General features: G+C 72.7%; 9 protein-coding genes. 5 read left to right on the top strand and 4 right to left on the bottom strand.

Annotated elements, in window-relative coordinates; genetic code table 11:
- Window positions 1-28: 28 nt before the first annotated feature.
- Together OHU35_RS34760 and OHU35_RS34755 are read right to left on the bottom strand one after the other, a co-directional pair.
- Window positions 29-874, bottom strand: a complete 846-nt coding sequence (locus OHU35_RS34760) for an inositol monophosphatase family protein (protein ID WP_189726272.1) — start codon at window positions 872-874, stop codon at window positions 29-31.
- 115 nt (window positions 875-989) lie between these two features.
- A complete protein-coding gene (locus OHU35_RS34755) occupies window positions 990-2816 on the bottom strand; it encodes a gamma-glutamyltransferase family protein (protein WP_405508111.1) in 1827 nt (608 codons plus the stop codon).
- 257 nt (window positions 2817-3073) lie between these two features.
- On the opposite strand from OHU35_RS34755, the gene OHU35_RS34750 reads away from it, so the two are divergent.
- The 5 genes from OHU35_RS34750 (at window position 3074) to OHU35_RS34730 (ending at window position 9697) form a co-directional block, all read left to right on the top strand.
- The gene (locus tag OHU35_RS34750) at window positions 3074-4777 is read left to right on the top strand and encodes an NAD-dependent malic enzyme (RefSeq protein ID WP_189726274.1); all 1704 of its coding nucleotides are present in this window, start codon (window positions 3074-3076) and stop codon (window positions 4775-4777) included.
- Window positions 4778-4904: 127 nt separating this feature from the next.
- Window positions 4905-5963 (top strand): AEC family transporter, encoded by a 1059-nt coding sequence (locus OHU35_RS34745; protein WP_189726275.1) that lies wholly within the window; start codon window positions 4905-4907, stop codon window positions 5961-5963.
- Window positions 5964-6150: 187 nt separating this feature from the next.
- Window positions 6151-7809, top strand: coding sequence for an FUSC family protein (locus OHU35_RS34740; protein WP_308400942.1), 1659 nt, complete (start codon window positions 6151-6153; stop codon window positions 7807-7809).
- A 103-nt stretch (window positions 7810-7912) separates the two neighbouring features.
- Window positions 7913-8803 (top strand): LysR substrate-binding domain-containing protein, encoded by an 891-nt coding sequence (locus OHU35_RS34735; RefSeq protein ID WP_189726277.1) that lies wholly within the window; start codon window positions 7913-7915, stop codon window positions 8801-8803.
- Window positions 8804-9022: 219 nt separating this feature from the next.
- Window positions 9023-9697: a hypothetical protein gene (locus tag OHU35_RS34730; protein ID WP_189726278.1), complete on the top strand. Its 675-nt coding sequence runs from the start codon at window positions 9023-9025 to the stop codon at window positions 9695-9697.
- A 24-nt stretch (window positions 9698-9721) separates the two neighbouring features.
- Here the strand turns inward: OHU35_RS34730 and OHU35_RS34725 are convergent, their stop codons facing one another.
- Complete coding sequence (locus OHU35_RS34725) at window positions 9722-11245, bottom strand: NCS1 family nucleobase:cation symporter-1 (RefSeq protein ID WP_189726279.1); 1524 nt, start codon at window positions 11243-11245, stop codon at window positions 9722-9724.
- Window positions 11246-11386: 141 nt separating this feature from the next.
- Complete coding sequence (locus OHU35_RS34720; RefSeq protein WP_189726280.1) at window positions 11387-12406, bottom strand: TIGR03842 family LLM class F420-dependent oxidoreductase; 1020 nt, start codon at window positions 12404-12406, stop codon at window positions 11387-11389.
- Window positions 12407-12409 lie beyond the last annotated feature (3 nt).

The following is a 12409-nucleotide window of genomic DNA, read 5'->3' as shown; positions in this document are numbered from 1 at the left end:
GCGACGGGGTGTGTACGGTCGGTGACCGTCAGGCTCCGCCCGACAGCAGTCCGGCCACGTGGCGGGCCGTGGCCGCGTCGCGGGCCGCGGTGAAGGGGAGGTCGTTGCCACCCGTGATGCGGAACGGCTCGCCCGTGCGGGTCAGGTGGGTGCCGCCGGCCTCCTCGACCAGGAGCAGCCCGGCGGCGTGATCCCAGGCGGCTTCCCACGAGAATGCCGTACTGTCCAATTCGCCCCGGGCGATGGCGAGATACTCCAGACCGGCCGAGCCGCACGGGCGCGGCGCCACGCCCTCGGTGCGCAGGCCGGTCAGGGCGTGCTTCTGCTCGTCCGTCGTGTAGTCCGGGTGGGAGGTGGCCACGCGGAGGTCCCGGCCGGGCTCCGGCACACCGGCGAACAGCCGCTCCCCGTCGAGGTAGGCGCCCTTGCCGCGCTGGGCGGTGGCGAACTGGTCGCGGGCGGGGGCGTAGGTCCAGGAGGCGAGCAGGGTGCCGCCGTGCGCCAGCGCGACCAGGGTGCAGAACCCGGCGTCGCCGTGCACGAACTGGCGTGTCCCGTCGACCGGGTCGACGATCCAGACCGGGGCGTCGCCGCATATCGCCTCGTACGACGCCGGGTTGGCGTGGACGGCCTCCTCGCCGACCACGACCGAGCCGGGCAGCAGGTCGACCAGGACGTCGGTCAGATACAGCTCGGCCTTGCGGTCGGCGTCCGTCACCAGGTCGTGCGGGCCGTCCTTCTCGTCGACCTCGTGCGCGGCGAGCCGGCGCCAGCGCGGCATGATCTCGGTGGCGGCCGCCTTGCGGATGGCCTCCTCGACGTCGGAGGCGTGCTGTGCGAGAAACTCTTCGATGGTTTCGTTGCTGTCGATCACCCCTCCATGACAACACGCGCCACTGACAATCCCCACCCTCCGGGTGCACTCCGGATGGCATCACGATGAACAGCGACGTGTCCGGGCGGGCCGGACAGCGGCGGGCCCTGCCGGATCACCGGCCGACGGCGTACCCCTGCATGCCCCGCGGATTCGCCGCCGCCGACAGGACGCCCGTCTCCGGGTCGCGCGCGACCGCGCACAGCCGGCCCTCCGACCAGGGGCCGCCGACGGTCACGTCGTGGCCGCGCCGCCGCAGCTCCGCGACGACCCCGGGGTCGGTGCGGGACTCCACGGTGACGCTCCCCGGACGCATGCCGCGCGGGTAGAAGGAACCGGGGAAGCTGTCGTTGTGCCAGTTGGGGGCGTCGATCGCGCCTTGCAGGTCAGGGCCGCCGCGGACCTGGGCGCGCAGCGCGACCGCGAGGAAGAAGTGCAACTGCCACTGGTCCTGCTGGTCGCCGCCCGGGGTGCCGAACGCCATGACGGGCACGCCCTCGCGCAGGGCGATCGAGGGCGTCAGGGTGGTGCGAGGGCGGCGGCCGGGGGTGAGGGAGCCCGGCAGGCCCTCCTCGAGCCAGGTCATCTGGAGCCGGGTGCCGAGCGGGAAGCCCAGTTCGGGCACGACGGGATTGGACTGGAGCCAGCCGCCGCTGGGCGTGGCCGAGACCATGTTGCCCCAGCGGTCGACGACGTCGAGGTGGCAGGTGTCCCCCCGGGTGGTCCCGTCGGCGAGGACCTCCGGTTCGCCCGGCACCGGGGACGTCGGGCTCTTGGCGACGGTCGGTTCACCGGCGCCCAGGGCGTCGAAGCCCTCCTGGGCGGCAGCCGCCACGCGCGCGTGGGCGCACAGCCTCGGGGTGCGTCCGCCGGGGCTGCCGGGCCGCAGGTCGTGGTCGGACCGCTCGCCGACGAGGGCACGCCGGGCCGTGTTGTACCCGTCGGACAGCAGGTCGTCGAGCGGCACGTCGGCGGCGTCCCCGTACCAGGCCTCCCGGTCGGCCATGGCGAGTTTGCAGCCCTCGACCAGGAGGTGGACGTAGTCGGCCGAGCCGTACCGGGGCAGCTCGGGCGGGAGCAGGGCGAGCTGCTGGAGGAGGACCGGGCCCTGGCTCCAGGGGCCGGGCTTGCACACGGTCCAGCCGTTCCAGTCGTACGTCGCCGGCGTCTCGTAGGTCGCGGACCAGGCGGCGAGGTCGGCGGCCGTGAGGGTGCCGGTGTGGTGGGTGCCGCTGGTGTCCAGGGTGGGGCGCGCGGCCTGGCGCACGAGGGCCTCGGCGATGAATCCGGTGCGCCACACCTGCCGCGCGGCCTCGATCCGCGCCTCCCGGTCGCCGGCCCCGGCGGTCTCGCCGAGCAGCCGCTTCCAGGTGGCGGCGAGCACGGGATTGGCGAAGAGCTCGCCGGGGCGCGGCGCCTTCCCGCCGGGCAGGTACACGTCGGCCGACGAGGTCCACTCCGTCTCGAACAGCTCGCGCACGGTCTCGACGGTCTCCCCGACGCGCTCCACGGGCGCGTGCCCGTGCTCGGCGTACCCGATGGCGTACTTCAGGACATCGGCGAGCGACTTGGTGCCGTGGTCGCGCAGCAGCAGCATCCAGGCGTCGAACGCGCCCGGTACGGCGGCGGCGAGCGGCCCGGTGCCGGGGACGAGGTCCAGGCCGAGGCACCGGTAGTGCGCGACGGTCGCCCCGGCCGGTGCGACGCCCTGCCCGCACAGCACCCGCACCTCGCCGCCGGCCGGGGCCAGCAGGATCGGCACCTCGCCGGCCGGGCCGTTGAGGTGCGGCTCGACGACGTGCAGCACGAAGGCGCCCGCCACGGCCGCGTCGTAGGCGTTGCCGCCGTCCTCCAGGACGGCCATCGCCGACTGCGAGGCGAGCCAGTGGGTGGAGGACACCATGCCGAAGGTGCCCTGGAGGGTCGGGCGGGTGGTGAACATCTGACCTCTCACCGGGCCTGGGGACATGGGACCAGGAGCCGGAGCGCTCGGGTCCGGAGCCTTCTCCCCTTCGCTGCCCCGGGCCTGGCGATGTCAATCACAGTCGTCGGCTCCACCGGCTTCCGACCCGTGAAAACCAGCAGGTCAGAGCCCGAATGTCTACAGGTTATGGATCTCCTTCCTACCAGGCATTGGACGCATGCGACGCGCCGTCACAGTCTGGAACGAGCCCCGGTCCCGACCACTGAGGAGTCATCATGGGCACAGAGAGGAGCACCGTCGACGGTGTCATCCGGACGAGTGCGCGAGGCCACTCCGTCCTGAACAGTCCGCGTCTGAACCGGGGTACGGCTTTCACCCGGCGGGAGCGGCAGGAGCTCGGACTGGTCGGTCTGGTGCCGCCACACGTCCTGACGCAGGACCAGCAGGCCGCCCGCGCCTACACGCAGTTCGGGTCACAGCCCGACGACCTCGCCAAGAACGTCTATCTGACGGCACTGCGCGACCGCAACGAGGTGCTCTTCCACCGGCTCCTCGGTGACCATCTGGCCGAGATGCTGCCGATCGTGTACACCCCGACCGTCGGTACGGCGATCGAGCGCTACAGCTACGAGTACCGCCGCCCGCGCGGCGTGTACCTCTCGGTCGACGACCCCGACGCCATCGAGCGCTCCCTGCGCGCCTCCGGGCTGGGTGCCGACGACGTCGACCTGATCGTGGCGACGGACGGCGAGGCGATCCTCGGCATCGGCGACTGGGGGGTGGGCGGCATCGACATCGCGGTGGGCAAGCTCGCCGTGTACACGGCCGCCGCCGGGGTCGACCCGGCCCGTACCCTGGCGGTGATGCTGGACGTCGGCACCGACCGGCAGGAGCTGCTGGACGACCCGCTGTACCTGGGCAACCGGCACCCGCGCGTGGACCGGGACAGCTACGACGCGTTCGTCGACGCCTACGTCGCCACGGCCACGAAGCTGTTCCCCGACGCCCTGCTGCACTGGGAGGACTTCGGCTCGTCCAACGCCCGCCGCATCCTGGACCGCTACCGCGAGAAGACGCTGACGTTCAACGACGACATCCAGGGCACCGGCGCCGTCAATCTGGCCGCCGTGCTCTCCGGCGTGCGCGCCGGCGGGGCCGCGCTGCGCGACCACCGGGTGGTGCTCTTCGGGGCGGGAACCGCCGGCGTCGGGATCGCCGAGCAGCTCCGCGACGCGATGATCGCCGACGGGCTGACGCCGCGGGAGGCCGCGGAGCGCATCTGGGCCGTCGACCGCCACGGCCTGCTGACCGAGGGCCAGCAGGGGCTGCGGGACTTCCAGATGCCCTTCGCCCGCAGCCGCGCCGAGGTGGCCGGCTGGCGGCACGACGAGGACCTCGGCGGCGTGCCGCTGGCCGAGGTCGTCGACCGGGTACGTCCGAGCGTCCTGATCGGCACCTCGGGGCAGGGCGGCGCCTTCACCGAGGACATCGTCCGCTCCATGGCCGCGCACGCCGACCGTCCGGTCATCCTGCCCCTGTCCAACCCCACGCGGCTGGCCGAAGCCGTCCCCGCCGACCTGCTCGCCTGGACCGGCGGCCGGGCCCTGATAGCCACCGGCAGCCCCTTCGAACCGGTGGAGACGGACGGCGTCACCCACCACATCGGGCAGGCCAACAACGCACTGGTCTTCCCCGGCCTGGGTCTTGGCACGGCCGTCGCCCGGGCCGAGCGGATCACCGACGGCATGCTGGTGGCCGCGGCCCGCGCCATCGCGGACCAGACCGACCCCGCGGCACCGGGCGCGCCGATCCTCCCCCCGATCGACCGGCTGCGCACCACCTCCGTGGCCGTGGCCGTGGCCGTGGCCCGCGCCGCGGTCGCCGGCGGCGTCGCCCGGGAGACGGCCGACGAGACGATCGAGGAGCGCGTCCGAGCGGCCATGTGGCATCCCGTGTATCCGCCGATCGAGGCCGTCTGACGGGCCTCCGCCCGGGTATCGCTCCCCACCCCCAGGGGGGCGCCGACCGGACTCACTCGGCTCTCTGACGTACCGTCACCGGCCCGCACGGTCGCACCCCCGCCTTACTTCAAGGATTGACGCAGTCATGTCTTTCGCCGAGATCTTCACCGTTGTGGTGCCGGTCTTCCTCCTCATCCTGGTCGGCTACGGCACCGGCCGCCGGGCGCTCTTCGACGCGGGCGGTGCACAGGCGCTGCGCGAGTTGACCATGCAACTCGCGCTCCCCGCCGCCCTGTTGCTGAGCATCTGGCAGACACCACGGCACGTGCTGGTCGAGCAGCTGCCCCTGGTAGGCCTGCTGGCCTTCGGGTTCCTCGCCGTGTACGCCGTCCTGCTGGGCGTGCTGCGTCTCGCGGCCCGTCGGCCGCTCCGGCGGGCGGCCCTGTTCGCGCTGGCGTGCGTCCAGCCGCAGTACGCCTTCATGGGCACGTCCATCCTGGGAGGCCTGTTCGGGACCGCTGAGGCCGCCGTGCCGATCGCCGTCGCGGGCATCATCGTCAACGTCGTTCTCGACCCGGTCGTCCTGATCCTCCTCGGCATGCCGGAACATGCGGAGCCTCGGACGGTCACCGCCGGGGCGGCGGCCCTCGCTCGGCGGCCCGCCCTCGTCACCGCCGGCGGGGGTACGCCCGAGGCGGCCGCCCGGCCGGTCCACGCCGAGGCCGGGTCGCCCGGCCCTCGCCCCTCCGCGCTGCGCACCGTCGGGCACGCGCTGCGCGAGCCGTTCTGCTGGGGCCCTGTCCTGGGCCTGGTGCTGTCGATCGCCGGGGTCGGTGTGCCGGAGATCGCGGACTCCGCGCTGAGTCTGCTCGCGGGCGCCGCCTCGGCGACGGCCCTGCTGTACGTCGGCGTCTCCGTCGCCCGGATCGGCCGGCCCACGCTGTCCCCCGCGGTGTGGGCGATCTCGCTCACCAGCGTGGTCGTCCTGCCCCTGCTCGTCTACGGGACGGGGTTGCTCCTGGCCTCCGAGGCGGTCGCCGCCCAGGCCGCGCTGATTCTCGCGTTCCCCGTCTCGCCCGTCCCTCTGATGTTCGCCGCCCGGCACGGCTCGGGCAAGGACGTGCGGACCATCGGCTCCGCCGTCGTACTGAGCCTGCTGCTCTCCTTCGTCACCCTGCCCCTGCTCATCGAGCTGGTCGGCTGACCGCGGTCGCGGCAGCGCTGGCGTGGCCCCGGCAGCGCTGCCGGGGCCACGCCTCACGCGCTCCGCACCCGCCTTGCAGCCGATCCCCCCGAAAGGACACGGCCTCATGACACCAGCTGCAGACTCGCGACCGGATCGTCCGCGCCGCCCGTCGCGCCCGTGGTGGCCGCGCTCCGTTCTCGGCCGCTTGCCCGGATCCCTGCCGTGGGCCGCGGCGGCGCGGGGGGCCGTCGCGCTCGCCCTGCCCCTGCTCGCGGGACTCGCCACCGGATGGGTCGTGCTGTCGGTGATCGCCGCCATCGGCGCCCTGTGGGGGGTGAGCCAGGACGGTTCCGATCCGTACCGGGTCCGGGTGCGGCGACTGGGCTGGACCGGGGTGTCCAGTGCGCTCGGCCTGCTCACCGGTGAAGTCGCCCTGCGCAGCGGGGAGCCGGCGGCGGTGGCGGGGTGTCTGGTGACGGGCGCGCTCGTGGCGGGCGGGGTCAGCCTGCACGGGCGGATCGCGTCCGTGTCGGGCATGCACCTGCTGCTCGGTGTCACGATCGGCAGTGGCATCCCCGTGCCGGGGCCGTGGTGGCAGCCGCCGCTGGCGCTGCTCGCCGGTGTCGCCCTCGTCCTCGTGCTGTCCGCGGCCCCGTGGCTGTGGCGCCGGCACCACGTCGAACGGGCCGCCGTGCTCGCCGTGTACCGGAGCGCGGGCGACGCCCTGGCCGCGACGGGTACCGATGCCGCCGAGGAGGCCCGCCTGCGGATGACGCTGGCCCTGAACCACGCCCACGAGGTGATGGCCCCCCATCTCGGCCCACGCGGGCGGCGGCAGCGGGCCAAGACCGGGGACCTGGTCCGAGCGTTCCACTACGCCGTGCGGCTGGGCGAGGCCGTGACGGCGGTGGTGTGGGAGGGCCGTGCGCTCCCACCCGCCCTGACCCGCGTACCGCGGCACCTGGCCGGGCGTCTGCTGCCGGGACACCTCGCGGTGCCGGAGGACCGCGCGGCGCGGCCGGCACCGGTGACCGGCTCGCCGGGCAGGCGCGCCCTGGCCGAACTGGTCACCGCCGTGGACGGTGAACCGGACGGGGCCGACCCGGAGTTGCGCCTGCCGGCGCACGACGGGCCCGGACGGGCGGCGCGTGTGCGGTACGCCCTGCTGCTGGCCGGATGCGTGCTCGCCGCCCATGTGCTCGCGGAGGTGCTGCACCACCCTCGCGGATACTGGCTGCCCATGACGGTGGCCTTCGTCTACAAGCCCGATTTCGGCCCGCTGTTCCCGCGCGCACTGCACCGGTGCGTCGGCACGATCGTCGGGGTGGCCGCCATCGGGGCGGTGTCCGCGGCGGCCCCCGGTACGTACGCCGTGGTGGGCGTCGTAGCCGTGTTCGGCGCGCTCATGGCCATCGGCGTGCGGCACCACTACGCGCTCGCCACGCTGGGCCTGACCGCCGTCGTGTTCGTGCTGCTCGACCTGCTGGGCGACCACCGTCCGCTGTACGGCACGCGGGTGGTGGACACGGCGGTGGCGTCCGCGCTGGTGCTCGTCGCGCACTTCGCGGTGTGGCCGGACTCCTCCGCCCACCGCGCCGAGGCACAGACCGAGGCCGCCGTGGCCGCCGCACGGCGCTACCGCGACGCCGCGCCGGAAGCGGGTACGGTCCAGCGGCAGGCGCTGCGCCGTGCCGCCTACCACCAGCTGGCCGAGGCACGGCGGACGGTCGCTCACGCCCGGCGAGAACCGGCCCGCCGCGGGCGGCCGCTGCCCGGCTTGGAGAGCGCGATCACGGCGGCCGAGCAGCTCTGCGACCAGGTGACCGGGCACGCGGTCGCGGGTGCGGCGAACCCGGTCCGATAGAGCGGATCCCAGCCCGGCGGAGCGGATCCCAGTCCGGCGCTGGGGTGATCCATGCTCCCGCCGCCTGGGTCGTCAGCGACCCATGACGGGGAAGAATGGCACCATGGATCTCCAGGTGCTGCGTTCCTTCCAGTCCGTCGCGGAGGGAACGACGGTGACCGACGCCGCGACGGACGCCGGTATCACCCAGCCCGCCCTGTCCCGCGCCCTGGCCCGGCTGGAGGACGAGGTCGGCACCGAGCTCCTCCAGCGAGTCGGGCGCGTGCTGCGCCTCACCCCGGCGGGGCGGGTGTTCAAGGAGTACGTCGACGGGGTGCTCGACAACTACGACCGGGGCCGACGAGCCGTGGCCGAGATGGTCCACCCCGACTCGGGCGTGGTGTCGCTGGCCTTCCTGCACACCCTGGGCACCTGGCTGGTCCCCCGGCTCGTCACCGACTTCCGGCGGACCTTCCCGCAGGCGCAGTTCGGGCTGCAACAGGACGGCGAGATGGGCCTGACCCGGCACCTCCTCGACACCACCGCGGATCTGGTCATCACCAGCAGCGACCCCGGCCACCCCCTCATCACATGGCGGCGTCTGCTGGTGGAGCCGCTGCGGCTGGCCGTCCCGTCCCGGCACCGGCTGGCCAGGCGCCGCCGGATCCGCCTGGCCGAGGTGGCCGAGGAACGGTTCATCCTGCTCAAGCAGGGATACGGGCTGCGTGACATCACCGCGGGGCTGTGCCGCGAGGCCGGCTTCACGCCGGTCATCGCCTTCGAGGGCGAGGAGGTGGAGACCCTGCGCGGTCTGGTCGCCGCGGGTCTGGGGGTGTCCCTGATCCCGCCGTCGCCGGACATCACGGCGGCCTCCGAGTCCCCGATCCGCTACCTGGAGATCACCGACGTACGAGGCGCCCGGGACATCGGCATCGCCTGGCTGAGTTCCCGCGCCATGCCGCCGATCACCCGGCGCTTCCTCGACCACGCGCTGCGGGCGTCGACCGTGGAGTGAATGTCCCCTACTGTCGCGGGAAGTTGAGGCATGTCCGGCCTTGTCCGGGGTGACGACGGCAGGATGCGCTGAGCGCAGCGCGACGGCGCCGACGCGCACGGTATTCGGGAGACGTAGGTGGGAGGCCGCACTTCCGCCCCACAGGGAGGCATGTGACACTGTCGTCCCGTCCGCCGTGCGGGCCCGCTCCGCACCGTCTGTCCCCCACAGAAGGGCGCCGTGCGTTCCCTACCTCTGCCCCTGGCCCTGACCGCACGCCTGTCCCCGGTGGTCGTGCTCGCGACCATGGGCTGGGCTCTGTCGTCCGGTCCGCTCGCCGCGCCGCAGGCCGCCGAGCACACCACGGCCGAAGAGAAGACCGAGACCCAGTCCGCGTCCGGCCCGTCGACGGAGACGGTGTCGAAGGCGTACTCGGCCGCGCCGGCGCCGTGCGAGAGCGTCGCCAAGAAGACGGTCGAGTCGCTGGTGCCGGGCGCCAAGACGGCCGGGAAGGAGATCCCGTCCACGGACTCCAAGCTGCGCCGCACCTGCTCCTGGAACGCGCTCAAGGGGTACGACTACCGCTGGCTCGACGTGTCCTACGAGGTGCTGGAGTCGGACGAGGCGGCGCAGAAGGCCTACCGGAAGCACACCGAGGAGAAGAGCGGCGGCGGCGCCGTCCCCGGCCTCGGCGACACCGCGTACTCCATCGTCAACCTCACCACCGAGGACAAGCAGGAGACCCGCGAGGGCCAGGTGTTCGTCGCCGCGTCCAACGCGCTGGTGACCATCACGTACAACGGCAGTGACTTCGAGTCGAAGAAGGCACCCAGTACGGACACGATCAACAAGGGCGCCATCAAGGCCGCCAAGGAAGCGGTGGCCGCGCTGGAGGCCGAAGGCGGCAAGGGCTGATCGCCCTCCAGCGCACCCACCGTGTCAGACGGTGGTGCGACGGCCCCGCGGCGCCATCAGCACCAGGTACAGGACCATCGACGTGCCCAGGCCCACCGCCCAGCCGTAGTCGGCCAGGTCGGCCAGCGCCGGGATCGGGCGGCCGTCGGTCAGCGGCTTGAAGCTCGCGCCGCCGACGGCGAGGATGCCGCCGGCCGCGAAGGCGACGACGGCCCGCCAGTTCCAGCCGCCCTCGTACCAGTAGCGGCCGCCCGCGCGGTACAGGTCGGCCAGGTCCAACCGGCCGCGGCGCAGGATCCAGTAGTCGGCGATGAGGATGCCCGCGACGGTGCCGAGCAGCCCGCCGACCAGGCCGAGCCAGGTGAAGATGTAGCCCTGCGGGTCGGAGTACAGCTTCCACGGGAAGATCAGCACACCGAGGACGCAGGTGGCGAGGGCCCCGGCGCGGAAACTGATTTTGCGGGGCGCGATGTTGGAGAAGTCGAAGGCCGGTGAGACCAGGTTGGCCGCGACGTTGACCGACAGTGTCGCCACCAGGACCGTGACCAGCGCGAAGAGCAGGCCCACCGTGCTGTCCGTCTTGGCCGCGAGCTGCACCGGGTCCCAGATGGCCTCGCCGTAGACGGCCTGCGAGCCCGAGGTGACCATCACCGACAGGAAGGCGAAGAGGGTCATGGTGGTCGGCAAGCCGAGCGCCTGGCCCCGGGTCTGCGCCTTCTGGCTCTTGCCGTAGCGGGTGAAGTCGGGGATGTTCAGCGACAGCGTGGACCAGAAGCCGATCATGCCCATCAGGGCGGGTGCGAACAGCTTCCAGAAGTCCGCGCCCCAGCCGAGCTTCGACGGCTGGTCGAACAGCGGGCCGAAGCCGCCCGCCTTGTCGCTCATCCACCACAGCATCACGAACGCGCCGACGAGCACGAAGGGCGCCGCCCAGTTCTCGAAGCGGCGGATCGTCTCCATGCCCCGGTAGATGATGACGACCTGCAGCGCCCAGAAGATCGCGAACGACAGCCACATGGTCCAGGCGTAGCCGCCGACCTTCGCGGCGTCCGTCCAGCCGCTCCCGATGAGCTTGCCGGCCAGGAAGTAGATGGCCTCGCCGCCGATCCACGTCTGGATGCCGAACCAGCCGCACGCCACCAACGCCCGCACCACGGCGGGCAGGTTGGCCCCGCGGATGCCGAAGGAGGCACGGGCGAAGACCGGGAAGGGGATGCCGTACTTCGGTCCGGCGTGCCCGGTGAGCAGCATCGGTATCAGCACGATGACGTTGGCCAGGGCGATGGTGAGCACCGCCTGCTTCCAGTCCATGCCGACGGCTATGAGCCCGGAGGCCAGGGTCCAGGAGGCCGTGTTGTGGGCCATGCCGACCCACAGCGCGGAGAAGTTGTACGTGGTCCAGGTGCGCTTCTCGACGGGGACCGGCAGCAGGTCCTCGTTGGCGTAGGGACCGGTCGGTGCGGGGGCGCCCGGGGCGATCTCCACCCGGCCGTCGGCGAGGGTGACTTGGGAGGTCGGCGGTGTGGCCGTGGGAGCGGTATCGGTCATGTGCCAGGCCAATCAGGGGAGGTGGGTCGGGAAAGGCCATGCGGGTGACGCCGATGGGGGGTGCGCTCGGGAGCGTCCTGGCCCCCTTCCCGGGCCGCCGGGAAGGGGGAGTTCGAGGGGAGGTGCGGCCGGGCGGGTACGTCAGCCGACGATCGCCGGGATGACCCGCGTCCCGTACGCGTCGATCACGGCCTCCTGCGCGTCGTGCATGTCGTAGACGGCGAACTGGTCCACGCCGAGCGCGCGCAGCGCTTCGAGCTTCTCGATGTGCCGCTCGACCGGGCCGATCAGGCAGAACCGGTCGACGATCTCGTCGGGCACGAACTGGGTGTCCGGGTTCCCGCTGCGCCCGTGGTGGGAGTAGTCGTAGCCCTGGCGGGCCTTGATGTAGTCGGTGAGTTCGTCGGGTACCTGGGCGGAGTGCTCGCCGTACTTGGAGACCAGGTCGGCGACGTGGTTGCCGACCATGCCACCGAACCACCGGCACTGCTCACGCGCGTGGGCCAGCGCCTCGGGCGAGTCGTCCTCGGTGACGTAGGCCGGGGCGGCGACGCAGATGGTCACCTCGGCGGGGTCACGGCCGGCGGCGACGGCCGCGTCCTTCACGGCCTTGACCATGTACTCGGTCAGATACAGATCGGCCAGCTGGAGGATGAACCCGTCCGCCTCCTCCCCGGCCATCTTCAGGGCCTTGGGGCCGTACGCGGCCATCCACACGGGCAGTTCGGCGCCCTCACCGACCCACGGGAACCGGACGACGGTGCCGCCGAGGTCGGCCTCCCGGCCGCTGCCGAGCTCCCGGATGACCTTCATGGCCTCGCTGATCCGGGCCAGCGTGTTGGGCTTGCGGCCGGCCACGCGCATCGCGGAGTCGCCGCGGCCGATGCCGCAGACCGTGCGGTTGCCGAACATGTCGTTGAGGGTGGCGAAGGTGGAGGCGGTGACCTCCCAGGTACGGGTGCCCGGGTTGGTCACCATCGGCCCGACCTTCAGTCTGGTCGTGTTGGCCAGGATCTGGCTGTAGATCACGAACGGTTCCTGCCACAGCACGGCGGAGTCGAAGGTCCAGCCGTACGAGAAGCCGTTCCGTTCCGCGCGCTTCATCAGGCTGATCACCCGCGAGGCCGGCGGGTCCGTCTGCAGGACGAGTCCGAAGTCCATCCG

This window comes from Streptomyces purpurascens, assembly GCF_045040895.1.
Classification (GTDB): domain Bacteria; phylum Actinomycetota; class Actinomycetes; order Streptomycetales; family Streptomycetaceae; genus Streptomyces; species Streptomyces purpurascens.
The sequence above is the reverse complement of the archived record's forward strand: the minus strand, read 5'-3'. Positions and strand labels throughout refer to the sequence as shown.